Source organism: Hyphomicrobium denitrificans 1NES1, assembly GCF_000230975.2.
Classification (GTDB): Bacteria; Pseudomonadota; Alphaproteobacteria; order Rhizobiales; family Hyphomicrobiaceae; genus Hyphomicrobium_B; species Hyphomicrobium_B denitrificans_A.
This window is the reverse complement of the sequence record NC_021172.1, coordinates 2,045,155-2,070,497: the sequence shown is the minus strand read 5'-3', so window position 1 is coordinate 2,070,497 and position 25,343 is coordinate 2,045,155. Positions and strand designations below refer to the sequence as shown.

Sequence of the window (25,343 nt, the reverse complement as noted above, 5' to 3'; positions counted from 1 at the left end):
TGGCCGATGGCCTGAAGCGCTGCTGCGCTACTCAGACGCAAAAGGAAGGTGCTTCGACTTTGTGAACCGAACGCAATCCGTGAACCACAACCGGCGTCCCTCAACACCGTTTTGATTGGGTCCGGCGCCAGGCGGTCCACAACCAGCGCCGCGGCCGTCGCATGACCGCCGCACAGGTGGAAAGCTAGGACGATTCGTAGCGTCCGTCATCGATTTTGAAATATATATTGCGGTAGCAGCGGCAACCGATACTAGATGTAGTGGCGTGGACAACTTGCCCGTATTGCCGCCGCAAAGTCCGATGTTGTTGGTTTTTGCTGCCCGATGGAGGCCATGGGCCCGTGTGGAAGAGGCAGGATATTGCCTCTGGCGATGCCCGAGTCAGGTGAGCTTAGTGCGATTCCGTACCGCGGCTGTTGCTCAGCTACATCGACCCCTAGGTGTCTGGACATCATGCGTGCGGTGCAGCTAAGTCGAGGCAGCCGAATGGAATGAAAGGAACCCGCGACCATGGGTTTGTTCAGTGAAATTTTCTCGTGGTGGGGTGGCAACACCTGGGGCACACGTTTTTTCACATGGCGTAAAGGGCGACTCGTCGGAGAGGACGAGTTCGGTAACCGCTATTATCTCCAGAAAAGCGGAGTAGGGCCGCTGGGAGTTCCGGCGCGCTGGGTCACGTACGCGAAACTTTCCGAGCCGAGCCAGGTCCCGCCCGAGTGGCACGGTTGGCTGCATTATACCGTCGACACGCTTCCGACGGAGGAGCGCTATCAGCCGAAGCACTGGCAAAAGCGTCACCAGATGAACCTGACGGGCACTGCGCAAGCCTACCGGCCCAAAGGCTCGATTCTCGGCAAGGGCGAACGGGCGAAATCGACCACGGATTATAAAGCTTGGCGGCCGCAATAGATCGGTGATCAGAAAAACGCCGGGTTTTAGCGTCAGCTAGCTGTCGCGAACGAACGCTCCGTCGATTGGAACTGCATTGAACAGCTCTCCGCTTACGCCATTCTCGAATGTGCCGGAAAGGGCTGGTCGTGCTGCTGCGTTTGCTGTGCGCTTGTCTGTTCTTGGCGCCGTCTTATGCATGTTGGGCTTGGTGTCGCCCGCACAAGCCGATCGCATCGAAAACCGCGTCGCCGTATTTTCCGCGCTCGACAAGGTCACCGCTCGCATTTCGAAGTTCGAGGTCGAACTCAACAAAACGGTCGAATTCGGCGCGCTGAGAGTAACGCCGCGCGCCTGCTATTCGCGTCCGCCGACGGAGGAGCCGAAAACGACGACTTTCGTCGAGGTCGACGAAACGCAGCTCGACGGTACTGAAAAGCGAATTTTTACGGGTTGGATGTTTGCGGAAAGCCCCGGCATCTACGGCCTTGAGCACCCCACATACGACGTGTGGCTGACAGGCTGCGAAAAGCCGCTTCGATCGGTCGCCGAACAAAAGCCTGCTCCCGCGCAAGCGCCGGCTCAGGGGAATAGCGCCACGGCCGCCGCACCACCGCCGACCGCCGATGGCGGCAGCGGCGACCTGCCCCCGGAATTCCGCCGCCGCGTCCGGCGTTAGCGGTCCTTCGCTCCGAGGAGCCGCGCCGCTTTCGGCGCGAAATAGGTCAGCACGCCGGCTGCTCCCGCGCGTTTGAATGCGAGCAGGCTTTCGAGCATCGTCTTGTTCTCGTCGAGCCAGCCTCTCTCGAATGCGCCCGCAAGCATCGCGTATTCCCCCGACACTTGATACGCGAACGTCGGCACTTTGAACGTTTCCGAGACGCGGCGCACGATGTCGAGGTACGGAAGACCCGGCTTCACCATCACCATGTCGGCGCCTTCTTCGAGGTCGAGAGCGACCTCACGCAATGCTTCGTCGGTATTTCCGGGGTCCATTTGATAGGTGCGCTTGTCGCCCTTGAGGAAACCGGCCGATCCGACGGCGTCCCGGAAGGGACCGTAGAAGGCGCTCGCATATTTTGCGGCATAGGACATGATCTGTGTATTCTTATAGCCAGACGCTTCCAGTGCTGCGCGAATTGCGCCGATGCGCCCGTCCATCATGTCGGATGGCGCCAGCACGTCGGCGCCCGCCTCGGCCTGAACGAGGGACTGCTTGATCAGCGCCGCATTCGTTTCGTCGTTGACGATCTCGTGGCCGACAAGGAGGCCGTCGTGCCCGTGGCTGGTATAGGGATCGAGCGCCACATCGAGAATGACGCCAAGATCGAGCTTCGCTTTTTTGATGGCGCGCGTCGCACGGCACACAAGGTTGTCGGCGTTGAAGGCTTCGCTAGCATCATCCGATCGTTTCGCCGGATCGGTAGAAGGAAAAAGTGCGATCGCGGGAATGCCGAGGGCGACGGCTTCCTTCGCTGCCTCGACGATCAGGTCGACGCTTAGCCGCTCGACGCCCGGCATCGACGCCACAGGCACGCGCCTATTTTTACCTTCGATGACGAACATCGGCCAAATGAGGTCGCTTGGTGAAAGGCGATGCTCGGCGACGAGTTCGCGCGTCCAGGGCGCCTTGCGATTGCGGCGCATCCGGACCGACGGAAAACGGCCGCTTGCGCCCGCAGCTTTCTGATTCGGCGCGGCGAGGGAAGGGGGACGTGAACGAGTCGACATCGAGGCCTGCGGAATAGGGTTTGGATGGTTCGACGAGTTTGGGCACGCCCGCCAAGGCAATGCAAGGCTAGAGGAGTGTCGTCGTTATCGCACCGGCATTGCAGTCGCCAGACCCCCATTGCGAGGGTAATGCGCGGACTGCGATTTGCAGATTCAATAATTCGACGCGATCTCGCCGATACCGTCTTTCTGGTAAATGTCGCGCCGGAACTGTATGACGCCGTCGGGCGTCGCCCAGGCGCTGATATAGACGAACAGAAGCTGCACCGGCCTCTTGAGACGCAGATCGAGCCGCTCGCCCGTCGTTTTCATCGAAGCGATGCGCTCGGCGTCCCAGCCTCTCTGATCGGCGAGCAGCCACGCCGCGAGATTCTCGATGTTGTGCACGCGGATGCAGCCCGAGCTTGCCGACCGGAAATTGCGTCCGAAGATGCGGTCCGACGGCGTGTCATGCATGTAGACCGAGTGCGCGCTGTCAAAGTTGATTTTCAGGAAGCCGAGCGGATTTTCTTTTCCCGGTTGCTGACTATACGTGTAGGTACCGGGTTTGACGTTGTCCCAGTTGATCTTCGTCGGGTCGACCTTCTTGCCGTTGGAGTAGGCGTCGATGCCGAACTTCAGAAGGACATTCTGGCCCTTCGCCTGCATTTCACGCCCGCGTGGAATGAGGTCTTCAGAGATGACCGTCGGCGGCAGGCGCCAGACCGGGTTGAAGCTCAGATCGGTGATCGGCGTGTGCAGTAGAGGAGTCGGCCGGTCGGCCTTGCCGACAACGGCGGCGTAGCGCGCTACGATCTGGCCGTTCTGGACGGCTTCGACCTGCGCAGCCGGAATGTTGACCACCACGTATTTCTTGCCGGCCTTGGGCACGAATTCCCCAAGGCGGCTGACGTTGGCCTTCAATTGTTTCAGCCGCGCATCGGCAGGGACGTTGAGCGCAACGATCGTGCGCTTGTCGGCAATGCCGGTCGGTGTCAGGCCATTCGACGCCTGAAATCTCTTCAGGGCCTTGTCGACGCTCATATCGAAATACGTTGACGACGTATCGCTGTCTGACAGGTCGCCCGACGCCGCGAGCCTCTTGCGCAGCAGGCCGACGGCGGGATCGGTGATCCCATACTGCAGGAGGCTGTCGCGCGGAGTCTTGTTCGGTGGCTCCGGCAGTTGCGGCCAACCGCCTTGGGCGACGATGTTCGTATAGCGCTGGATCGCGTTCTTCGTTGCGGCGATGTTGGCTTTCGAAAGCGTTGCGTAGCCTTTCGGCGGGTTGGCTTCCCACTCGCGAACGAAATCCGGATCGTAGGTGTTCGTCGTTCCTGGACCATTGCCGACGGGTCCGAATTGAATCCAGGCCGTGCTTTGCGCGGCCGCCCGTCCGAATCCAAGGCACCCCGCGCCTGATGCGATGATAAAAGCGAGCGCCAGCATGGTGGCGAGAAATGCTCGCCCTGCGCGCTGCGCGAAGTCCATTGCTTCTGTAGACCGGTGCACGATCATCCCCGCCCCGTCTGGATTTATCCTGCGACTTGACCCTCTGCCGCGCTTGTACATTGAAAATGCGGCTGCGCGTTTGGTTAATGAGCCGTCATCCGGCTGAGCTGCCGGCGGCGCGCAAGCACTCTAGGGCCGCTTCGTGTCCGGTACGAGACAATTTCTCAGTTTGATCAACGAGTTTCGAGGTCGGCGCGCCTTGCAGGCAACATTTTGGCTCCGAACGCGCAAAAAAGCCGCCCTGGGCTCTCCAGGGCGGCCCGCAAAGATCGCGAATGGCTTCCTTTTTTGAGGAAGCAGTGAAGCGTTGTCCTAGAGGCGATAGCGGATCTGGTCCGACCAGAAGCGTTCGAGGCGAACGAGAGCTTTGTTCAAACCCTTGACGTCGTCGCCTGATACCTCGCCGACCGTTTGGACGGAGCCGAGCTGACGCAGATAAAGCTTGCTGACGACGTCGCGAGCTTCAAGGCCTTTTTCGGTCAAGCTGACGCGCACCGACCGACGGTCGGTATCCGACCGCTTGTAGTGGATGTAGCCCATGTCGACGAGCTTCTTCAGATTGTAAGAGACGTTGGAGCCCAGATAGTAGCCCCGCGTCTTCAACTCTCCGGCCGTCAATTCGCTTTCGCCGATATTGTAGAGCAACAAGGCCTGGACGCTATTGAGTTCCGCGCCGCCCTGGCGATCGAACTCGTCCTTGATGACGTCGAGAAGAAGACGATGAAGTCGCTCGATCAGGCGCAGAGCCTGCAAATATTCGCCGCGAAAGCCTTCTTCCTGTACCGGTGCGCGCGGGCGCACCACTTCATACGCTAGACTCATAACGCTGCCTCACATTGTTTGACGCCTCCCGGTTTGCCCCGGGTTTTGACAAATAGATAACGCGAAGCCCTGAATTTCGCCTAAATAGATATAGTAAAAGAACAGTTCCGTACCGGATTCGGAACGGTATTTTAACTAACCGCCGCCTGACTTTGTGCGCATGGTCAATATTGAGATAACGCGCCGAATAAAATTATTTGAAATCGCGGTTCAATGGTCAGACACGTGCGGCCTGCATTTCCGACCGGAGCGGCAGGTCGAGCTCATCTTCGCCGAGCGGCAAGAAATATTTTTCGACGATACTCGCCGTAATATCCTCGAATTGCGCGGGCGACCACTTCGGCGCGCCATCTTTGTCGCGCAAAAGCGCTCTCACGCCTTCGGCGAAATCTGCACCTTCGAGGCAGCGAACGGCTAGGCGATAATCCTCAATCAGCGTCTCGCGAATGTCGAGCGTGAGCGCGTTGCGGATATGCCGGTCGGTTATTGCGAGCGATACGGGTGAGTTTTTGCGAAGTCCTGAAAGCGTATTCCGCGCCCATTCGCAGCCCGCCGATTGCGCATTCGCAAGAGATTGGAAAATCTCTTTGAGTGTTGCGTGCGAAAAGTGGTCCCGGATCAGTCCCAAATCCTTTTGTAGCGCGCCCTTCGATTGAGGCTCACTCAAACCATCGAGAAGTGGGTCGACGGGTGTCGCATCCGCGAGCTTGGCGCGAATTCCGGAGAATTCCGATGCGGCGATGCAATGCGTCACGAGCCCGAGCCATTGCGCGTCGTCGCGTCTGACGGTGCGCCCGGTCAGTCCGAGATAAAGCCCGATCGGCCACGGCAAGCGCGCCAAGACATTTGCGATGCCGACATCCGGAAAAAGACCGATCTTCACCTCCGGCATCGCCCACTTGTAATTTTCGCCTGCAACGCGGTGTGTGTTGTAGGCCGTCAAGCCTGCCCCCGATCCCATGCACACGCCGTCGATGAAGGAGACGGCCGGCTTCGAAAAACATTCGAGCAGCCAATCGAGCGCATATTCTCTGCGCATGATTGCTTTGGCGCCCTCGATGTCGCGTTCGGCCTCGGTCGTCAGCGCCACGACATCGCCACCGGCACAGAAGGCCTTTGGGCTGCTGGAAAGGAGCGCGACGATATAAGTGTCCGGATCGCGCGCGATGCGCGGGAGCGCATCGCTCAGAACCCGGCACATCTCGTCGTCGAATGCATTAAGCGCCTGCGGCCGGTTGAGCACGAACGAGCGCAGCGCCTGCGTTCGCTCGGCGACGATTTTCAGATCCTGAGTATTTGCTGCTGCCGTCACTGTCTGTGCTTGCTGTTCGTTCACTGCGAATCCGATGTTTTGGCGCTTCTTCGACAAAATCTGTTGCCAAGTATGGCGTGTTCCAGCGTGTTTCGCCACATTTGCGCGAATGACACGCATGCAGCATCAAGCGCGAGAATGCGCCCCGCTTTATGCGGTGCGCTTGTCTTCTCACCCCGGATTCGTCAAGTATTTGTTCGTCCCTTCGTGTCGAGATACGCCGAGAAGGAATAAGCCAGTGACCAACCTTGGCCGGACTGCAATCGTCCTCGCAGCCACAGCGGCCATCTCGCTGCTTATAATGGATACAGCAGCAGCCAAGGTGAAAAAGCACAAGCTGGCGCCTCCGGCACCCGCTGAGAGCGCGCAATCCACAAGCGCCGATAAGGCCGCAAATGCCAACGGTACTGCCGACCAATCGCAAAAGCACCCATCGAATTCGATGAACGGTTCCGACCCAGGTGCCAAGCAAAAGGCTGCCGAGAATTGGACTGATGCGGAAATCGCGGACGCAAAAGCCCATTGCGCCGTCATCTTGCAGCGTATCCATGCAGTGTATGCTGCGCATGAACCGATCAAGGAGGGAGCTTGCGGTGCGCCTGCGCCAATCGAGCTGATCAGCATCGGGCAAAATCCAGAGGTCTCGTTTTCACCGCCGCCCGTTGTTCGCTGCGATCTTGCGGAAGTCCTGGTCAATTGGCTTGAAAACGATTTGCAGCCGCTGGCCCGAAAGCATTTCGGTGCGCCGATTATCAAGATCGAGACGATGAGCGACTACTCCTGCCGCAATGCCTACGGCCGCAAGGCGACCAAGCTCAGTGAGCATGGATTGGCGAATGCCATCGATATCGGGGCTTTCGTGACGGCGTCCGCCAAATCGGTTTCCGTGTTGGACGACTGGGGAACGACGCAAAGGGAACTGGCCGAGATAGCGGAAGAAAAGGCTGTCGCGGAAAAGCGGGCCGCCGAGATGGTTGCGGCCGAGAAGGCCCAGCAGACGAATCTCGCAAGCAGCGGTAAGCCGGCAGCCGCCGCTCCGCCGGTTGCCCCGACGACTTCCAATCTCGGTGCCCCTGCCGCCGGGCTGGCGCGCTCGACGATCGTCGATGGCGTGCCGAAAGTAACCGTGACGCTGCCGGGAGCGTCGATCGGTGCCGGGAAGATGGCTTCCAATGCCGGCGAGCCCGCGCGATTGGGTGGTCCGGCGCCCGGCCCCGACAAAGCCCGCGCTGGAAAATCGCGGCGGAAGGCCCCGGTAACCGTGAGCAAGGAGACTGCGTCCGGACCCGGCACCGAGGATCGGGCGTTCCTGCATGAGGCTCACGCCGCCGCATGCCATCTCTTCGGCACGACGCTTGGGCCGGAGGCCAATGCCGATCATCGCAACCATTTTCACGTCGATATGGCGCCGCGCAAGCTCACGAAAATCTGTGATTAGTTCCGCCCGATGGTCACCTAGGATCCGGGCCGGCGTCTCGGCGAGATCCGAGCCGCGAGTCGCTCGCGGTCCGGCCTGGAATCGGCATTGTTTTCTGGGTATCTTCGCGAGGCTGCAGGGGAGCGACGACATTTCCCGGCGGGGCATGAAAGGCCGAATTCAAAAGAGGAAATCACGGGGGACGCCCATGCGAGGCCGCAATTTCCGTATGTGCGCGACGAATGAGCACTGGCACTCGTGGTCGAGCCAAGTCATAAAGGTTCTAAAATAATGAACGCTGTGCTTTTTGGGAGCGGAAACCTTCTGATGACATACGAGCAGAAGCTCGCTGACGCCGTCGAGGCCGTCAAGCGTGAGGGTCGGTACCGTGTTTTCGCGGATGTGAAGCGCCGCCGGGGCGCATTTCCGAGAGCCGACGTACTGAAGGGCGAGGCCGCGCGACCTATTACCGTCTGGTGCTCGAACGACTACCTAGGCATGGGCCAGCATCCGGCCGTGCTCGCGGCGATGCACGAAGCCATCGACCTCGTCGGTGCCGGCTCCGGCGGCACACGCAATATAGCTGGCACAACTCATTATCACGTTGAGCTTGAGCACGAGCTTGCCGATCTGCACGGCAAGGAAGGCGCGCTTGTCTTCACATCGGCCTTTGTCGCCAACGAAGCGGCGCTCTCGACGCTCGCCCAGCTTCTTCCAGGCTGCATCATCTTCTCGGACGAGAAGAACCATGCGTCGATGATCGCGGGCATTCGCAACGGCCGCGGCCCGAAGCATATTTTCCAGCATAACGATCTCGCCGATCTCGAAGCGCAGTTGAAGAAGGTTCCGCGCGAGACGCCGAAGATCATCGCCTTCGAGAGCGTCTACTCGATGGACGGGCACATCGCTCCGATCGGCGCCATCTGTGATCTCGCAGTCAAGTACAACGCGTTGACGTATCTCGACGAGGTCCATGCCGTCGGTCTCTATGGGCCGCGCGGCGGCGGCGTCGCCGAACGCGATGGCGTCATGCACCGCATCGACATCATCAACGGCACGCTCGCCAAAGGCTTCGGCGTCATGGGTGGCTACATCGCTGCCTCGCGCACGATCTGCGACGCGATCAGATCCTACGCTCCGGGCTTCATCTTCACGACGTCGCTTGCGCCTGCTGTGGTCGCCGGTGCCGTAGCCTCAATCCGCCACCTGAAATCAAGTTCCATCGAACGCGAACGCCATCAGGAGCGTGCACGGACGCTGAAACGTATGCTGACCGCGGCCGACATCCCTGTAATGTCGGGTCCGAGCCACATTGTGCCGGTGCTCGTTGCCGATCCAGTCCGCTGCAAGGCGCTGACGGACGTGCTGCTCGACCGTTACGGCATCTATGTCCAACCGATCAACTATCCAACCGTTCCGCGCGGCACCGAACGGTTGCGACTGACGCCGTCACCGCAGCATACGAACGCCGACATGGAGCATCTCGTCAATGCATTGACGGAACTCTGGTCGCAGTGTCCGATGGCGCTGATGGAAAGCCTCGCGGCCGCTGAATAGCCGGTGGCCGTAGGGGTCATCGACCGCGACGGCCATTCGGTCAATTCGCAAATAGTCCGCGGGACCATTGCTAAGCTTGGCGAAACTGCGAGCGGGCCACAGAGGTCCGGCTTGGCCGCGCAAACCGGCTGCTTCCCGCGCCTTTATTACGCGGGCCAAATTACCCTTTGGGGAACCGAGTTACCCAATCGGGGAGTTGAGTGCCGGCTCCCTGCCTCGTACTATGGTCTAAAGCATGCGGGTGACTGAGACCATCGCCCGGGATGCCCGAATTCTAAAAAATCATCCCTTTTCAGAGGAAAGCCTATGTCGACCGCACCGGCCGCTGGAACTTCGCAGACGTCGCGTTTCTTCAAGGCGCACGTTTCGGAAACGGATCCCGAAATTTTCAGCGCCATCCAGAAAGAGTTTGGCCGCCAGCAGCATGAGATCGAGCTCATCGCTTCCGAGAACATCGTCTCGCAGGCCGTCCTCGACGCCGCGGGCTCGGTGCTGACGAACAAGTATGCAGAAGGCTATCCGGGCAAGCGCTATTACGGCGGCTGCCAGTTCGTCGATATCGCCGAAGAGATCGCCATCGACCGCGCCAAGAAGCTGTTCAACTGTGGCTTTGCGAACGTGCAGCCGAACTCCGGCAGCCAGGCGAACCAGGGCGTCTTCAATGCGCTCGCCAAACCCGGCGACACGATCCTCGGCCTGTCGCTCGCAGCCGGCGGCCACTTGACCCACGGCGCGCCGGTCAACCAGTCGGGCAAGTGGTTCAAGGCCGTGCACTACATGGTCAAGCCTGACACGCACCTCATCGACATGGACGAGGTGAAGAAGCTGGCGCATGAGCACAAGCCGCGCATCATCATCGCCGGCGGTTCGGCGTATCCGAGGAAGATCGATTTCGCCGCCTTCCGCGCCATTGCGGACGAAGTCGGCGCGACCTTCCTCGTCGACATGGCGCACTTCGCCGGTCTCGTGGCGGCCGGCCTCATTCCGAGCCCGTTCCCGCACGCCCACGTCGTCACGACGACGACGCACAAGACACTGCGCGGTCCGCGCGGCGGCATGATTCTCACGAACGACGAAGAGATCGCCAAGAAGATCAACTCGGCGATCTTCCCCGGCATCCAAGGCGGCCCGCTGATGCATGTCATCGCCGCCAAGGCCGTTGCCTTCGGTGAGGCGCTGCGCCCCGAGTACAAAGTCTACATCAAGAACGTAATGGACAATGCCCGGGCATTGGGTGAGGTCATGGTGCAGAACGGCTTTGCGCTCGTCTCGGGTGGCACCGATACGCACTTGATCCTGGTTGATCTTCGCCCGAAGAAGATCACCGGCAATAAGGCCGAGAAGTCCCTGGGCCGGGCGCACATCACCTGCAACAAGAACGGCATTCCGTTCGACCCCGAAAAGCCGATGGTGACGTCCGGCATCCGCCTCGGTTCGCCCGCCGGTACGACGCGCGGCTTTGGCGTCGCCGAGTTCCAGGAGATCGGCCGTCTTATTTCCGAAGTTCTCGACGGCTTGGCGAAGAACGGGGAAGAGGGCAACGGTGCCGTCGAAGAAGCCGTCAAGGCGAAGGCAACGGCCCTTTGCGATCGCTTTCCGATCTACGCCTAACCCGGCAACTGCATAAAAGTCATTGTGAGGGCCGCTTGGCTGCAGCCATGCGGCCCTTGTCGTTTCTGGTTGCCTTCACGCGCCCTTCGTCCAGCGCGCGGCGGCTTCGGCAATGTGAGCGCCGAAGAGTTCCGCCGTCTTTCTGTCCTGCGGCGGCGGCGCCACGTCCGCACCCTCGTCGAAGTTTGCTTGGGTCATGAGGCCAAGAGTAGAGCCTAGCCGATTGATGCTGTCGGGCGACCCGGCTTTCGTATTGTAGCCCGGCATCATTCCTGTGCCGATCCAGACCATCCCGTGCTGAGCGGCAAAAACGGCAAGCTGCGAAAGCGTGGAAAGCTTATCGCCCGACCAACTGGCCGAATTCGTAAAGCCCGCGGCGATCTTGTTCTTCCATGCCTGTTCGCCCCAAGCCTTCGATGACGCGTCCATGAATTGTTTCATGCCGGCCGACGCGGAGCCCATGTAGGTCGGCGCTCCAAAGATGATGGCATTGGCGGCGGCAAGTTCGGCCCACGGCCCGGCATCGGGCGTGGCAAGGTCGTCGGCTTTGTAAAGCCGTGCCGCCGTTCCCAAGACACCTCCTGCGCCTTTCGTCACGTGCTCGGCAACAACGGCCGTATGGCCGTATCCGGAATGATAAACCACGGCGATGTTCGTCATGAGTTGGTCTCCACTCTTGCGGTCCTCCCGTGCCGCTTATAATGTAGGTAACTATCGGTAAAGTACGCACCTTTCAGTAACTATGGCTGACTGCGATGCCTGCCACGAATCCCCTGCAGCGGTTCAAGGAAGACGCGGAGAAGCGGGGCGGCCCGCTCGCTGCGAACGTCTATGCGGAAGCCTGTCCGTCCCGGGCTCTATTGGCGCTCGTGGCGGACAAATGGACGCTTCTCATCATGCCCGCCCTGCGGCGTGGCCCGATGCGTAACGGCGATCTGATGCGTCTGATCGAGGGCGTCTCGCAGAAAATGTTGACGCAGACGCTGCGAACGCTTGAGAGCAACGGGCTTGTGCGGCGTATCGATTACCTCGAGGTGCCTCCGCGCGTCGAATACGAACTCACGGACCTCGGTCGCTCTCTCGCGGATGCGATCCGCAAGCTCGATTCGTGGGTCGAGGCGCATATCGCCGAAGTTGAGGAAGCACGCGAGGAATTCGAAAAGCGCGAACGCATCAACAATCGCTAACCTAAGGCCGAGTTTTGGGGCGCCATGGTCAATTCGCCCATGCGAATCTGGTTCACAAGCGCGCTTCCGTAAAGGATAACGCGCAACCCGCATGCTATACGATCCAGGCACGGAAACGAGGAGCAATTCGCATGCGCTGTCCGTTCTGCGGAAGCGAGGATAGCCAGGTCAAGGACAGCCGGCCGTCGGATGAAAACGCCGCCATCAGGAGGCGTCGCGTTTGCTCCGACTGCGGCGGCCGATTTACGACGTTCGAGCGCGTTCAGCTCCGAGAGTTGACCGTCGTCAAACGCTCTGGGCGCAAAGTGCTGTTCGATCGCGACAAACTCTCGAAATCAATCTCGGTGGCTCTGCGAAAGCGCCCGATCGAGCCGGAGCGAATCGACCGTCTCGTGTCAGGGCTCGTCCGCCAGCTCGAAAGCTCGGGTGAAACCGAGATTACGTCCGCCGAGATAGGGGAACTCGTCATGGCGGCCCTGCGCGAACTCGATCCCGTTGCCTACGTCCGCTTCGCGTCGGTCTATCGCGACTTTCGCGACGCCGCCGATTTTCACGCGGTGCTTCGCGAACTCGCGGCCGACACGCTCGACCCACTCGACAGCGACGAGCGCTTCGGTTCCGGTCGCGACGAAGCGGCGATCCAGAAAAAGCACTGAGACCAATGGCGGAGCCGAAGAGCAGCGCATTCGACGCCGAGATGATGGCAATTGCGCTCCGCATGGCCGGGCGTGGACTTGGCGCGACGGCGCCGAACCCTTCCGTCGGCGCCGTCATCGCGGACGAGACGACCGGTGAGATCCTTGCGCGCGGCGTGACTGCGCCGGGTGGACGGCCACACGCCGAGACGGTTGCCATCGCGGCAGCCGGCCAACGGGTGCGCGGCGCCACGATCTACGTGACGCTTGAGCCCTGTTCGCACTACGGCCGGACAGGACCATGCGCCGACGCGATCGTCGCGGCCGGACTGAAACGCGCCGTCGTCGCAATTGAAGATCCCGATCCGCGCGTCTCCGGCCGCGGTCTCGACCGCCTGCGCGAAGCCGGGCTAGAAGTCGTCAGGGGCGTGGGAGCCGCTGAAGCCCGCAGGATTACGCGCGGGCATATTGTCCGCATCACCGAGCGACGGCCTTTCACTACGCTCAAGCTTGCGCTTGATCCTGCCGGAGAGATCGCGCGCGGCAACGGTGTATCGCCGATCTGGGTGACCGGCGAAACGGCTCGCGTGCATGGAATGCTGCTCAGGGCGCATTTCGATGCCATCCTCGTCGGCAGCGCCACGGTACGTGACGACGATCCGGAATTGACCTGCCGCTTACCGGGCCTCCTCGATCGCTCGCCCGCACGGATCATCCTGTCGCACGCTCTCGACATTCCGACTGGCGCCAAGCTCGTTCGAAGCGCGGCCGGCATTCCGACCTGGCTGATGACGGCGCCGGAAAGCGATCCGCAGAAGCGCGTGCAATTGATCTCCCACGGCGTTGAAATTCACGATATCCCGATCGTCGGAGGAGACCTGTGGCTACCTGCCATCATGGAAGCGCTTGTCGGCCGCGGCATCACGCGCCTCCTTGTTGAAGGCGGGCCTCGGATATGGCGCTCGTTTGCGGACGCGTCGCTCGTCGATGAGGTCATCCTCTACATGGCCGGTACGCCCGCCGATAAGAAGGCGATGGATGCTGTCGCCCGTCGGCTCGGCCCTGTGGCGCTTTCGCTCGTCGACCGGCGGCCGATGGGCAGCGATACCATGTGGCGGCTTCACCGCGCGTGACGCAAAGGAAGGACGCTAGGCGATGTTTACCGGATTGATCACGGATGTCGGTGAAATCATCGGCAAGTCGGACGGCAAATTCACGCTGCGCACGGCCTACGCGCTACGGCCGGAAGACGCCGGCATCTCGATCTGCTGCAACGGCGTTTGTTTGACCGCGACGTCGATAAAACCGCTCGCTGATGGCGCCGAGTTTTCTGTCGACGTTTCCAACGAGACGCTCGCAAAAACGACGCTCTCCAACTGGATCGCGGGCAGCCGTGTCAATTTGGAGCGGTCGCTGAAGGTCGGCGACGAGCTTGGCGGCCATATCGTCTCCGGCCATGTCGACGGGGTTGCCAAGATCGTCAGCATCACTCAGGACGGAGCCAGCAAACGCTTCCTTTTCGAAGCGCCGGAGCATTTATCGCGCTATATTGCGCCCAAGGGGTCCGTCGCGCTCGATGGCACGTCTCTGACCGTGAATGAGGTTTCGGAAGACCGCTTCGGCGTTAATCTCATTCCGCACAGCTTGACGGTCACGACATGGGGCGGCAAAAACCCCGGCGATTTAGTGAACCTCGAAGTGGACGTTTTTGCTCGCTACGTTGCACGCCTCATGGAGTTTCGTATCTGATGTCGGTCTCATCAAATCTTCCGGCCTCCCAAAGCGGCAGCGTGCTGTCGCCGATCGAGGAGATCGTGGAGGAAATGGAGAATGGCCGGGTTGTCATTCTCGTTGATGCAGAAGATCGCGAGAACGAAGGCGATCTCATAATCCCGGCGCAGATGGCGACGCCGGACGTCATCAACTTCATGGCCAAGTACGGCCGCGGCCTCATCTGCCTGTCGCTGACGCAGGCGCGCGCCAGCGAGCTCAACTTGGATTACATGGTTCGCAATAACGGCTCGCGCAATCGCACGGCTTTCACGGCCTCGATCGAGGCGCGCGAGGGTATCTCGACCGGGATCTCGGCCTTCGACCGCGCACGCACAATCGCGACCGCGGTCAACCCGACGAAGAGCGCCGACGATATCGTCTCGCCGGGCCACGTCTTTCCGCTGATCGCTCGCGAAGGTGGCGTCCTCATCCGCGCCGGGCATACCGAAGCGTCGATCGACCTTGCGAGGCTGGCGGGCCTCAACCCCGCTGCCGTCATCTGCGAGGTGATGAACGAGGACGGCAAGATGGCGCGCATGCCCGATCTCGCGCTCTTCGCCAAGACGCACGGTCTCAAGATCGGATCGATCGAAGATCTGATTGCCTATCGCCTGAAGAACGAGCGCATCGTCAAGCGCATCGCCAAGACGCCCGTCGAGACGGCAGCCGGCGCCTTCGACCTTTATGTGTATGAGACAACGGTTGAGCCTGGAGAGCATCTGGCGCTTGTCAAAGGCGACGTTGCCAAGAGCGGTCCGGTTCTCGTGCGTGTTCACGCCGTCAACGTGCTCTCCGACGTTTTGAGCGTTGGCGGCCATGGGCAGGAAGGCACGGCGGTCGACCAGGCCATGCGAGCCATCGAAGCCGAAGGACGCGGCATTATCGTTCTCATTCGCGATTTGCGGCCGAAGTCCGTGTCGGAGTGGGTGTTGAGACGTCAAGATCCGGGCTCGGGACAGGATCTGAACAAAGAGCGGCGGCAGGTCGAGATCGGCATAGGTTCTCAAATCCTGTCCGATCTTGGCGTCAAGGACATGGTGTTGCTGTCGACGTCGCCGCAGCACGTCTACGTCGGCCTCGAGGCCTTCGGCTTGCACGTCACCGGCACACGCAAAATCGAGTAGCACCGACATGGTCCAGAAATCGCAAGGCGCACCTAACGATGAACAGAGTGCGCATCATATTCGTGCGCACATCCTCATCATCGAGGCGCGTTTTTACGAGGATATTTCCGATCTGCTTGGGGAAGGTGCCGTCGCCGAGTGCGAACGACACGGCATGACTTATGAGCGCATCGTCGTTCCGGGAGCATTGGAGATACCGCAGGTTCTCGGTGCCGCGGCGGCGGCGCGCGCAGCCGGACGCACGACGTTCGACGGTGCCGTGGCGCTTGGCTGCGTGATCCGGGGCGAAACCGGCCACTACGATATCGTTTGCGATAACGCCAACCACTGGCTGATGGATATCGCCGTGCGCAACGAGGTTCCGGTCGGCAATGCGATTCTGACGGTCGATACGCGTGAGCAAGCCATCGCGCGTGCCGAAGGCGGCATCAAAGGCAAGGGCGGCGATGCCGTGCGTGCCTGCGCGCGCCTCATCGAGACGAAGCGCGCCTTCTGGGGAGCGTCCGCATGACGGCCAAGGAGAAGCCGGGCCCCAGCGAGATTACGGCGCGCACAGCGGCCCGTATCGCCGCGGTTCAAGCATTGTACCAAATGGACCTCGCGGGTACGGACCTCAACGATGTGATCGCGGAGTTCCTGAACGAACGTCTGTCTGGCGAAAACCGTGACGAAATGCTGGCCGGAGCAGACCGCGTATTTTTCGCTGACATCTTGCGCGCCGTCGTGCGCCGCCAGCGCGAGATCGATCCGATGATCGACGAGCAGCTTGCGGCCGGCTGGCGGCTGGTGCGCGTCGACTCGATTCTAAGGGCTATACTGCGGGGCGGTGTTGCCGAACTCGTCGATCGTTACGATGTTCCGGCGCGTGTCGCGATCAGTGAATACGTCAATGTTGCCCGCGTTTTTTTCGATGAAGACGAACCTCGCGTGGTCAACGGTATCCTCGACAAGCTCGCGCGGCGGCTCAGAACCAGCGAATTTGAAAGAAAACCTGCAACGCCTTCGCAAGGCGGCGCCTAACCTCAAGGCGACCGATATGCCGGGGACGCCCTTCGAGCGAGATAAGAACGGCCCCCGGGTCGAGAGCGAAACCGAGCTGATCCAGACCTATCTCGTGCCTCTTGCCGAAGGCATGCCCGGGGCGTTTGGGTTGAGAGACGACGCAGCGGTCATTCCGCATGCGCCCGGCATCGATCTGGTTTTCAGCAGCGATCCGATCATCGCAGGCGTCCACTTTTTTCCCGACGACCGGCCAGCCGACATCGCGCGGAAAGCGCTCGCCTGCAACGTTTCCGATATGGCGGCAAAGGGCGCTGAGCCTTTGGCGTATCTCTTGACGCTTGCATTGCCCGAGGCGCCGGAACGAGCCTGGATCGCAGACTTTGCAAAGGGTTTGCGCGCGGCGCAGACGGAATTCGGTTGCAAGCTGATCGGTGGCGATACGGACCGAACGCCGGGGCCGTTGTCGATCGGGATAACGATCATCGGGTCGGTTCCATCCGGCGCCTTCGTTCCCCGGCATGGAAGCAAAGCGGGAGATCATGTTTTCATTACAGGCACGATCGGAGACGCGGCCCTCGGGCTGGCGCTCCGCCGCGAGCCGTCACTGTTCAAAGATCGGTTGTCGGAATCCGATCGCGAGTTCCTGCTCGATCGGTATCTTCGCCCGCGGCCGCGTTCGGCGCTTGCAGCCGCCGTTCGCACCCATGCCCGGGCTGCGCTCGATATTTCCGATGGGCTGGTGAAAGATTTGACCCGCCTCGCCGGGCCGCTTGGTCTCGCGCTGAAGTTTGATGTGATCCCGTTGTCGTCATCTGTGCGCGCCGCGCTTGCAGCCGACCCGAAGGTCCAGGACGCCATTCTCGCCGGCGGCGGCGATTATGAGCTGCTCATCGCGGTTTCGCCCGAAAAGGCGGAGAAGTTCCTGGCGAGTGCCGCAAAAACGGGCATCGCGGTCCGCGATGTTGGCGTTCTCGATGCCGGAACCCACGTCGCTGTGCTCGATTCCAGGGGTAATCGGATCGAGCCGCGTCACCCGGGCTACGATCACTTTTTGCGGTAACGTAGCCGGGGCGGCGGGATTGCAACACAGCTTTGCATTTCTTCGTAGGGCGGCAATGTGCAGGGCTTGGTAAAGCGCCACGCTTTGGCCATATGGCTCGTGCCACTTTCCTCGAAGTGGCCGAAATGGCACGCGGCATATCGGGGCCGCCGAGCCGGGCAAGGGATTGCTGCCCGCACGTCGTTCATTGGAACAGCGGCTAAATCGAAGGAAGGCGGGGCACGCGGAATGAAGGTTTTACTTTCGACAGCGCGGTATTGGGATGTGTTCCTGAGAAGCGCCGTTACCATCGCTATTGTCGCATTTTTCCAAATCTGTCCGCAGTTCGTAACTTCAAGTCACGCGCAGATGACGCTTTGGGATCAAATCCAGGGATCGCTCTCTGGCGGCGGCCAGGACTCGGCGCCGGTGCGCAAGAAAGAACCTCTCGACGATCTCCGGCCCGACGCGACGCCATGGCGAAGCGACGCCATGCTCAACGCCATATCGGCTGCCATCGATCGCTATCAGAAGATCGTCGATAGCGGCGGCTGGCCTCTCGTCCCGCCAGGACGCATGATGCGCGTCGGCGATGACGATCCGCGCGTGCCCATTTTGAGGAAGCGCCTGCGCATCACGGGCGACATGCCCGCCAACGGTTCCTATTACGATGCCGAGACGTTCGATTCCGAACTCGAAGAGGGGGTGAAGCGCTTCCAGCGCCGCCACGGCATCCGCGTCACGGGCCGGATCGAGCAATCGGTATATCCGGTGCTGAATACGACGGCGGACGAGCGGCTGGCGCAGCTGAAACTTAACTTGCAGCGTCTTCAGTCTCTGATGCATGGCATCGAGGATCGTTATGTCCTCGTCAACATTCCCGCCTTCCAGCTCGAGGCCGTCGACAAGTACGAGGTGCAGTTGCGCCATCGCGTCATCGTCGGCCGTCCTCAACGCCAGACACCGGAAGTGCGCGCGATGATCAAGGCGCTGAACTTCTTCCCTTACTGGCGCGTTCCCGACAGCGTCGCGACGCTCGATCTTGTTCCACGTCTGAAGCAGGAACCTGGATATCTCGCTGAAGAAGGCATTCGCGTTTACAACGGCTTTAATGGTCCTGAGCTCGATCCCAAAACGATCGATTGGAACGCCCCGCAGGTGGCAAGCTACAAGTTCAAGCAGGATCCGGGCGAAAAGAATGCGCTCGGTCTTTTGCGCATCGACATGTCGAACGAGTTCGGCGTCTACATGCATGACACGCCGATGAAGAATCTCTTCGATCAGCAGAGCCGACCGTTCAGCGCGGGCTGCGTTCGCGTCCAGAACGTCTTCGACCTCGGGGATTGGATCGCTCACAACGAGCCCGGCTGGGAACAGCCTGGTCACGTGCGCGAAACGCTTGCTGGCGGGCAGCCGATGGAGTTGAAGCTGACGCATCCCATACCCGTGTACTTTGCCTACATCACGGCGTGGGCCGAACCGTCGAATGGCCGTATCGAGTTTCGCCCTGATATTTACGGGCGGGATGGTGCAGCGTTGCGGACTGCTTATCAGCGCGACAACGACGATGCGCCTCCGGCGACGGCTGCCGCCGCGCTGGCGCCTTAGGGCTTAGCTCAGCGCGCGAGGGATGCCAGCGGCAGCGGCCGGCTTACGACTTCGCGCAGAACGAAGCTCGACCTGAGCCGCGCCACGCCCGGGAGCCGCGAAAGCTGCTCCTTGTGGATGCGCTCGAAATCCTCGAGATCGTGCGCAAGGACGGTGATGATGTAATCGTCCTCGCCCGACATCATGTGGCACGAGGTGATCGATGGCGCCGCCGCTGCTGCTTTTTCAAAAGCCGCGAGCAAATCCTCGCTTTGGCTTTTCAAACTGATCTGCACGACGGCCATCATCGTGAGCCCAAGAGATGTGCGGTTGATCCGCGCTTGATAACCGGAAATAACCCCGCGTTCTTCCAGCGCGCGAATGCGCCGGGCAATGGCGGTCGGAGACAGCGGTACACGTTCGGCTAGGTCGACCTGCGACTGCCGTCCGTCCGCGAGCAGCGCAGCCAGGATGGCCTTATCCAAAGCATCCAGATTGGTTGTTGTCATTTTTCTGCGCGAGATATGTTTTTTGCGTTGATTATCTGCGTCGGAAATCCTGTCGGCAAGTCAAATTGCCGGGTAATCGCATCTCGCCTGTGACATTCTACACCGTAGAACAAGAGTCCGCGCACATGGGAGCGGCAAATGCGGATCGGCGTTCCGACGGAGATCAAAAGCGATGAGTTTCGCGTCGGTCTCGTGCCCGGTTCGGTGCGTGAACTGGTAACTCACGGTCACGAGGTCATCGTCCAGGCCGGGGCCGGTGCAGGCATCTTCGCTGACGATGCCGCCTACGCGAAAGCGGGTGCCCGCGTCGTCGCCACTGAGGACGATGTCTTCAGCGGCGCCCAGATGATCGTGAAAGTAAAGGAACCGCGGCCCACCGAATGGAAGCGGCTGCGTCCCGATCAGATCCTTTTTACATATTTACACCTCGCGCCGGATCCCGAGCAGGCCAAGGGCCTGATGCAATCGGGCGTCGCGGCGATCGCCTACGAAACCGTGACCGACGCCAGAGGCGGCTTGCCGTTGCTCGCGCCGATGAGCGAGGTCGCCGGTCGGTTGTCGATTGAGGCTGCGGCCATTGCGTTGCGCCGGCCGGCCGGTGGGCGCGGCGTGTTGCTCGGCGGTGTCCCAGGCGTGAAGCCGGCCAAGGTCGTCGTGCTCGGCGGAGGCGTCGTCGGCACTCACGCGGCGAGAATGGCCGCGGGGCTCGGTGCTACAGTATCCGTCATCGACAAGTCGTTGCCGCGTCTGCGTCAGCTCGATGAGTTGTTCAAAGGCCGGATCGTCACGCTCGACGCTACGATGGAGACGATCGAGAACGAAGTCCTCGGCGCCGATGTCGTAATCGGTGCGGTTCTCATTGCGGGTGCCAGCGCGCCGAAACTCGTCACGCGCGCAATGCTGAAAGACATGAAGAAGGGTGCCGTGCTGGTCGATGTCGCGATCGATCAGGGCGGTTGCTTTGAAACGTCGCATCCGACGACGCACGCCCGCCCGACCTTCGAGGTCGACGGCATCATCCATTACTGCGTGACGAACATCCCGGGCGCCGTGCCCGTTACGTCGGCGCAGGCGTTAAACAATGCGACGTTGCCGTTCGTGATGAAACTAGCCGACAAGGGTCTCGCAGCCTTCGATCGCGATCCGCATCTCGCAGCAGGCTTGAACGTAAAGGAAGGACGGATCACGCATCCCGCAGTTGCCGCCTCGCTCGGCTTCGACAGCCTTGATGGCGCGCGCTCCTTTCGTATCGCTGCGGAATAGAGATTGAGACCCCCGTGCCGCCGGATCCCTCACCGGCGGCCACCGCCGGCCGCTCCTCCCCCCGGAGCGGCCGGCTCTTTGTACCCAAACGAGTATTTCACGTCCGCATTCGTTCGCACCGTGCGTGGGATGAACCGGCGGTCTTGCAGTCGCTCGAAAAGATCGGCGAGAAGCGAAATTCCGACGCATTTTATCGCCAACTCAAGCGCAGCCGTGCCGTAGCCAATACGTCATCGTGAAAAAATGCGATTTTCAACGGCGGCGACGGAATACGGCGCGAATCGCGTTTTACGCACGAGCCATCCCACTTGGATGAGGGTTTTTCAGGGAAGTATGCACTTGACAAAGAACTAGTTCGCGGCGATTCTGCCTCTGACAGGGCGGCAAGGCACCGTGAGGTGCGTCATGGATGATCTCGAAATAACGGAGGAAATGATTGCGGCAGGCTTAGAGGCTATCGGGCCAACCGGTATTAGTGAGACATATGAGGGATGGCTCAGTCCTACTGACCTTGTGTGTCGTATTTACCTGGCGATGCGCCGAGCGAAAGAGTCGTCCGAGTGATGATCCTTTTGGCTTTCAGGACATCCATTGTCAGTTCTCGCATTTGGTCATGGGGATAGGACTGCCCAATGATTTCGCCTAGTTCAGATTTTGGCTTCAAAGACATTGCAACAGCGACACCGCCTGACATTCTCCCCCAAACACCATGTGCAATAAAATTTCGATGCTCTCTCAAATTGTCTGTAGCATCTAGCGCGGCGACGAGGAAACGAAGCCGCCAACCTTCGAAATAGCGTTGACCAAGTACAATCAACACTTCAATTCTCGTTCTTGCGTCAAATTTCGTAGTGATTACGCGCCCGTCATCGTCCGAAAGCCCTAGTATGCGCCATATGAGATCGTCCAAGGCTGCTTCAAGTTTCGACCACTCAACAAGGAATTGGCCGATCAACCGATATTGAATCGGTCCAACGCTAGTCATTTTGTGCCCTAGAGGTAGTGGGCGCGGGGGCAATTTACGAGGCTTGGGTTTTCTATATATTTTCGATTTGGGAGCCATACGATGAACACCAAGCAGCCACAGCAACTGACCGATACGGAAATATCCAAACGGCGCGATGACGCCGTACGGCGAGCACTAAACACTCCTCCCAAGCCGCACGCAGAAATGAAGGTCGGTAAAAAATCGAAGCGGAAGCCTAGCGCCTCCGCATCGAAGAAGCCTTAGACTAGGTCAAGAACCATCTGTCGCTCTTCGAGCTGCCTCAGAGAGGCTTCGATGATTGCAAGCTGTTTGGTGATATCAGAGAACGAGGGCGGCGTTCCAAACATCATGCCCCGCATCGATTGGTAATCAGCCTCAAGCATTTTTTGAACCGCTTTTGTGGGCACAATCGCAATCGTATCGGGCTTAGCGAGATCGTAGCGTGCGGCACCACTTGGAAAGGTCAGCGCGGAATGCGAGACTACGTGTGCGAAAAGCTCTGGGTCACTAAGAGCCTTTTTGCCATGCCCCGTTGGCGCAATGCACGCGACATCATAGAAATGTCGAGAGTAACGGTTGGCATCCCGGGGTCGTTTTGATTTATCCTCGCATGCGCACTTACTGTTGAAGCCGTGTATGGCTACTAGCTTTTCAAGAAGCGTGCGTTCCGGCCTAATCATGGTGATCTTATCGATCCCAAGATCGAATTTCTGTTTTCCGGTCAATAAGTCTTGAACGTATGGCACCACGCGTTGCTCGATCGTGGGCACTAAGGCCCCGCGCGCGCCACCCTCGACTTTTATTCGCGGCTTCGCGTAATCGTCGGTGTCGCATACGGTCTCGTATCCCACCAACACGGAACCGTCCCCATCATCGAAGCTAACAGTGCATTTTGGTAGGGCATTGGTGAGCTTCTTCACCAATTTTCCACGCATGTGGCCAGCGCTCTTGCTTTTGACTTCATCGATTAGCTTCTTGCGCTGCGTATTAGACATTACGCAATTTGGATCAGTAGGATCGTTAGTAACATCAATTCCCAATCCGATGCGTGAGAAGACGATGTCGATGTCCTCAGAGAACCGATTGATCAGATTGAAGCCCTTCGACAGCGAAGTACCGCCTTTGAAAAAGCATTTGGGGATGTACGGGCGCTCTTTCATCAGAATATCTAAGACGCGGCAGACCCAATAGTCCTTCTCAACGTAGGCGGCACGTATGCTTCTCTTTTCCGCAACGATCTCAAAGATGTCGCGGCGGTTCTGTCGCGACATCTTTTCAAATCGAGCGTACTCTTCGGATTTCATGCTGGGGCGAGGGTCAACATTCTGATGGGTTCACGCAGCCGTCCAGGAACGCGCTTGTTTTTTAGAGCACGCTCAATCTCTGGCGTCATTTGATTGCGCAATTTGTCCACTACATCCTCATCAGCATTGTCACCCAGCCAGTTCAGCGCTTGTACAAAGGGCATCGCTGGCGTGTCCTTGAAATCCAACAGCCATGCTGGAGCGTGCTGGAGATCAATGATGCGATTTCCGACAGTACGTGAACGACTCTGGCCTGACGTCAGGTAGGTTGGGCGTACTGGAACTGCGGTCGTGACGCCAAGCGCATGCGCAGCAGCAAGACTGTCCCCAGCGACGGCGCCAACCGCAGCGGCGACGGCATCTGCAGAAGCCGGGACCTGAATATCGAGCAATTTATTGTGCCTCGGATAGTCGTAAAGCCCTCGCGCCAACCGACGCAGCTTTCCAGCCTTCGTAAGCCGCGACAATGCCTGCCACACGGCCCTATCAGAACCAAGGTGTCGGAAATCCGCTGCCGTGTAGACGCGCGCGCCGCGACCGTGGCGGCGAACTATCTTGAGTATTTTATCATTTATTCCAGCCATTTAGCACCCATTAACGCAAATATTATGTCAGGAATATATTGTTTTTTCCTTACCAGATCAAGCCCAGAAAAGCAGCCTATCGCTGCTTTTTCCTCCGCTTCCTAGACTTGGTCAGGCTGTCGATACGTCAGTCTCTTGCCTTCTGCGCCTCGCACCATTTGAGCGGCGCGTTCGGCGTCTTCGATGCCGAGCGAAGAGCGAGCATTCCAGCGGAACGCGAACTCGTCCACATACCGTTGCAAGTGCTTTTCGCTGACGGAGTGGAAGCTGCCCGTGATGCCGCGTTTCAGGATCGCGAAGAAGCTTTCCACGGTTTGGATGTGGGCAATGCCGTCCTTCGAAACGTATTCGCCCAACGAGTGCTTGACGACGCCATGGTCGGCAAAGCTCTTGCCCGCTGTCCGGGACCAAGTGCTGTCGTCCGTCATCAGGACTGACGCCTTGTCGGCATGCTTGGCCAACGTCTTTTTAATCGTTTTGGCCGTGACGTTCGGAACGTGCTTCGCGCGCATCTTTCCACCACGCTCGACAAGCGCCATGACGGCATGCTTTTTCGGCTCGGGCTTGCCACGATGGACGTTCTTCTTTTTGCCGCCGACAAACGTCTCGTCGCTTTCGACGGTCTTACCAGAACCGCCAATCTTACCATCATCGTTCGGAATGCCCATCGCCTCCCGGATTCGGTGCGCCATGAACCAAGCCGTGCGGTAGCTGCCCAAGTCCAGTTCCCGTTGGATCTGCTTGGCCGAGATACCTTTCTTGCTGGCGGCCATCTTGTGGAAGGCCAGAGCCCATTTGGTCAGCGGAACGTGCGAGCTTTCCATGACGGTGCCGAGCGTCACGGAATACTGACCAAGGCAGTCATTGCACTGTAAGAGGCCAGCGCGGTGCGCTTTGCCTTCGAGGCGATGAGCGTGCTTGGAACCGCAGTGCGGGCAGACGGGGCCGTTCGGCCAGCGCTGTTCCTCGAAGTAGGCCCGAGCCTTATCTTCGTTGTGGAACATTGGATCGCGGGGATCGACTGACATGGGTTCACCTCAAGCTATGAGGCGAATATGCTCCGTCAACGTTTCTTTGTCAAGTGCATACTTCCCGTTTTTCAGATGATCACATTCCGCAAGTCGATCGCCGCAGCGGTCGCTCTCTCCAGCATCGTCGCAAGCGTTGCCGTCAGCGCACAGGCGTCTGCCGCACCGTTCGTGACGGGCGCCATTGTCAATGCCAAGCCGGAAGCTGCCGTCAGTAAAGTCTACTGGCGTAGGCATGGTGGCGGATGGGGCTGGGGACCGGGCGCGCTTATCGGCGGTATCGTCGGAGGCGCATTGATCGCTTCGGCGGTCGCCGAGCATCGTGCCGATCGCGTCGACATGGATCGCTGCGCTCGTGACTTCCCCGAATTCAGCTACCGTACGGGGACCTTCATCGACCGCCGTGGTGTCGAGCGCGTTTGCCCGTATCTCCGCTGACGCTGTCCGAACAGACAAGAGTCAGTTTTCCAATGCGCGAAGCGTGCCGCCGC

The 25,343-nt window shown here is 59.8% G+C and carries 26 protein-coding genes; 16 read left to right on the top strand and 10 right to left on the bottom strand.

The window, feature by feature from the left end; all coding sequences use genetic code 11:
• The first annotated feature begins 510 nt into the window (after positions 1 to 510).
• Positions 511 to 909 carry an NADH:ubiquinone oxidoreductase subunit NDUFA12 gene (locus tag HYPDE_RS09950; RefSeq protein ID WP_015598311.1) on the top strand — a complete coding sequence of 133 codons (399 nt, stop codon included), beginning with the start codon at positions 511 to 513 and terminating at the stop codon, positions 907 to 909.
• Between the two features lie 178 nt (positions 910 to 1,087).
• Positions 1,088 to 1,567, top strand: coding sequence for a DUF2155 domain-containing protein (locus HYPDE_RS09945; protein WP_015598310.1), 480 nt, complete (start codon positions 1,088 to 1,090; stop codon positions 1,565 to 1,567).
• On the opposite strand, the gene hemB is transcribed toward HYPDE_RS09945, so the two are convergent.
• The 4 genes from hemB to HYPDE_RS09925 form a co-directional block, all read right to left on the bottom strand.
• Positions 1,564 to 2,619 (bottom strand): porphobilinogen synthase, encoded by a 1,056-nt coding sequence (gene hemB, locus HYPDE_RS09940; protein WP_015598309.1) that lies wholly within the window; start codon positions 2,617 to 2,619, stop codon positions 1,564 to 1,566. The two genes, HYPDE_RS09945 and hemB, sit on opposite strands and share 4 nt — an antisense overlap.
• A gap of 153 nt (positions 2,620 to 2,772) precedes the next feature.
• Positions 2,773 to 4,116 (bottom strand): L,D-transpeptidase family protein, encoded by a 1,344-nt coding sequence (locus HYPDE_RS09935; RefSeq protein ID WP_015598308.1) that lies wholly within the window; start codon positions 4,114 to 4,116, stop codon positions 2,773 to 2,775.
• Positions 4,117 to 4,422: 306 nt separating this feature from the next.
• Positions 4,423 to 4,932, bottom strand: a complete 510-nt coding sequence (gene ldtR, locus HYPDE_RS09930; protein WP_041320305.1) for a transcriptional regulator LdtR — start codon at positions 4,930 to 4,932, stop codon at positions 4,423 to 4,425.
• Positions 4,933 to 5,149: 217 nt separating this feature from the next.
• Entirely contained in the window at positions 5,150 to 6,244 is a 1,095-nt protein-coding gene (locus tag HYPDE_RS09925; RefSeq protein ID WP_244437589.1) for an enoyl-CoA hydratase/isomerase family protein, read from the bottom strand.
• Positions 6,245 to 6,482: 238 nt separating this feature from the next.
• On the opposite strand from HYPDE_RS09925, the gene HYPDE_RS09920 reads away from it, so the two are divergent.
• From HYPDE_RS09920 to glyA, 3 genes are all read left to right on the top strand, one after another.
• Positions 6,483 to 7,682 carry an extensin family protein gene (locus HYPDE_RS09920; RefSeq protein WP_041320303.1) on the top strand — a complete coding sequence of 400 codons (1,200 nt, stop codon included), beginning with the start codon at positions 6,483 to 6,485 and terminating at the stop codon, positions 7,680 to 7,682.
• Positions 7,683 to 7,988: 306 nt separating this feature from the next.
• Positions 7,989 to 9,218 (top strand): 5-aminolevulinate synthase, encoded by a 1,230-nt coding sequence (hemA, locus tag HYPDE_RS09915; protein WP_015598304.1) that lies wholly within the window; start codon positions 7,989 to 7,991, stop codon positions 9,216 to 9,218.
• A 306-nt stretch (positions 9,219 to 9,524) separates the two neighbouring features.
• On the top strand, positions 9,525 to 10,829 hold the full coding sequence (gene glyA, locus HYPDE_RS09910; protein WP_015598302.1) for a serine hydroxymethyltransferase: 1,305 nt from the start codon (positions 9,525 to 9,527) through the stop codon (positions 10,827 to 10,829).
• Between the two features lie 75 nt (positions 10,830 to 10,904).
• On the opposite strand, the gene HYPDE_RS09905 is transcribed toward glyA, so the two are convergent.
• A complete protein-coding gene (locus HYPDE_RS09905; RefSeq protein ID WP_015598301.1) occupies positions 10,905 to 11,489 on the bottom strand; it encodes a flavodoxin family protein in 585 nt (194 codons plus the stop codon).
• Between the two features lie 95 nt (positions 11,490 to 11,584).
• On the opposite strand from HYPDE_RS09905, the gene HYPDE_RS09900 reads away from it, so the two are divergent.
• The 9 genes from HYPDE_RS09900 (at position 11,585) to HYPDE_RS09860 (ending at position 19,197) form a co-directional block, all read left to right on the top strand.
• On the top strand, positions 11,585 to 12,016 hold the full coding sequence (locus tag HYPDE_RS09900) for a winged helix-turn-helix transcriptional regulator (RefSeq protein WP_015598300.1): 432 nt from the start codon (positions 11,585 to 11,587) through the stop codon (positions 12,014 to 12,016).
• Between the two features lie 131 nt (positions 12,017 to 12,147).
• Positions 12,148 to 12,672: a transcriptional regulator NrdR gene (gene nrdR / locus HYPDE_RS09895; RefSeq protein ID WP_041321102.1), complete on the top strand. Its 525-nt coding sequence runs from the start codon at positions 12,148 to 12,150 to the stop codon at positions 12,670 to 12,672.
• A gap of 5 nt (positions 12,673 to 12,677) precedes the next feature.
• Positions 12,678 to 13,784: a bifunctional diaminohydroxyphosphoribosylaminopyrimidine deaminase/5-amino-6-(5-phosphoribosylamino)uracil reductase RibD gene (gene ribD, locus HYPDE_RS09890; RefSeq protein WP_015598298.1), complete on the top strand. Its 1,107-nt coding sequence runs from the start codon at positions 12,678 to 12,680 to the stop codon at positions 13,782 to 13,784.
• 22 nt (positions 13,785 to 13,806) lie between these two features.
• On the top strand, positions 13,807 to 14,400 hold the full coding sequence (locus tag HYPDE_RS09885; RefSeq protein WP_041320301.1) for a riboflavin synthase: 594 nt from the start codon (positions 13,807 to 13,809) through the stop codon (positions 14,398 to 14,400).
• Positions 14,400 to 15,548, top strand: a complete 1,149-nt coding sequence (ribB, locus tag HYPDE_RS09880) for a 3,4-dihydroxy-2-butanone-4-phosphate synthase (protein WP_015598296.1) — start codon at positions 14,400 to 14,402, stop codon at positions 15,546 to 15,548. The genes HYPDE_RS09885 and ribB overlap by 1 nt, the downstream gene beginning before the upstream one ends.
• Before the next feature lie 7 nt (positions 15,549 to 15,555).
• Positions 15,556 to 16,059: a 6,7-dimethyl-8-ribityllumazine synthase gene (gene ribH / locus HYPDE_RS09875; protein WP_015598295.1), complete on the top strand. Its 504-nt coding sequence runs from the start codon at positions 15,556 to 15,558 to the stop codon at positions 16,057 to 16,059.
• Positions 16,056 to 16,568, top strand: coding sequence for a transcription antitermination factor NusB (gene nusB / locus HYPDE_RS09870; RefSeq protein ID WP_015598294.1), 513 nt, complete (start codon positions 16,056 to 16,058; stop codon positions 16,566 to 16,568). The genes ribH and nusB overlap by 4 nt, the downstream gene beginning before the upstream one ends.
• A 16-nt stretch (positions 16,569 to 16,584) precedes the next feature.
• The gene (gene thiL / locus HYPDE_RS09865) at positions 16,585 to 17,610 is read left to right on the top strand and encodes a thiamine-phosphate kinase (protein ID WP_051112072.1); all 1,026 of its coding nucleotides are present in this window, start codon (positions 16,585 to 16,587) and stop codon (positions 17,608 to 17,610) included.
• A 228-nt stretch (positions 17,611 to 17,838) separates the two neighbouring features.
• Positions 17,839 to 19,197, top strand: coding sequence for a L,D-transpeptidase family protein (locus HYPDE_RS09860; protein WP_041321100.1), 1,359 nt, complete (start codon positions 17,839 to 17,841; stop codon positions 19,195 to 19,197).
• A gap of 8 nt (positions 19,198 to 19,205) precedes the next feature.
• Here HYPDE_RS09860 and HYPDE_RS09855 read toward each other — a convergent pair whose 3' ends face one another.
• On the bottom strand, positions 19,206 to 19,685 hold the full coding sequence (locus HYPDE_RS09855) for an Lrp/AsnC family transcriptional regulator (RefSeq protein WP_015598291.1): 480 nt from the start codon (positions 19,683 to 19,685) through the stop codon (positions 19,206 to 19,208).
• A gap of 138 nt (positions 19,686 to 19,823) precedes the next feature.
• On the opposite strand from HYPDE_RS09855, the gene ald reads away from it, so the two are divergent.
• On the top strand, positions 19,824 to 20,948 hold the full coding sequence (ald, locus tag HYPDE_RS09850) for an alanine dehydrogenase (protein WP_015598290.1): 1,125 nt from the start codon (positions 19,824 to 19,826) through the stop codon (positions 20,946 to 20,948).
• Positions 20,949 to 21,450: 502 nt separating this feature from the next.
• Here ald and HYPDE_RS09845 read toward each other — a convergent pair.
• The 4 genes from HYPDE_RS09845 to HYPDE_RS09830 all read right to left on the bottom strand — a co-directional run bounded on the left by HYPDE_RS09845 (position 21,451) and on the right by HYPDE_RS09830 (position 24,852).
• The gene (locus HYPDE_RS09845) at positions 21,451 to 21,933 is read right to left on the bottom strand and encodes a hypothetical protein (protein ID WP_015598288.1); all 483 of its coding nucleotides are present in this window, start codon (positions 21,931 to 21,933) and stop codon (positions 21,451 to 21,453) included.
• Between the two features lie 242 nt (positions 21,934 to 22,175).
• Positions 22,176 to 23,240, bottom strand: a complete 1,065-nt coding sequence (locus tag HYPDE_RS09840) for a nucleotidyl transferase AbiEii/AbiGii toxin family protein (protein ID WP_015598287.1) — start codon at positions 23,238 to 23,240, stop codon at positions 22,176 to 22,178.
• Positions 23,237 to 23,824, bottom strand: coding sequence for a DUF6088 family protein (locus tag HYPDE_RS09835; protein ID WP_015598286.1), 588 nt, complete (start codon positions 23,822 to 23,824; stop codon positions 23,237 to 23,239). The genes HYPDE_RS09840 and HYPDE_RS09835 overlap by 4 nt, the downstream gene beginning before the upstream one ends.
• 101 nt (positions 23,825 to 23,925) lie before the next feature.
• A complete protein-coding gene (locus HYPDE_RS09830) occupies positions 23,926 to 24,852 on the bottom strand; it encodes an IS1595 family transposase (protein WP_015598285.1) in 927 nt (308 codons plus the stop codon).
• Between the two features lie 27 nt (positions 24,853 to 24,879).
• Here HYPDE_RS09830 and HYPDE_RS09825 point away from each other — a divergent pair, with 27 nt between their 5' ends.
• Positions 24,880 to 25,290, top strand: a complete 411-nt coding sequence (locus HYPDE_RS09825; RefSeq protein ID WP_015598284.1) for a hypothetical protein — start codon at positions 24,880 to 24,882, stop codon at positions 25,288 to 25,290.
• Positions 25,291 to 25,343: the final 53 nt, after the last annotated feature.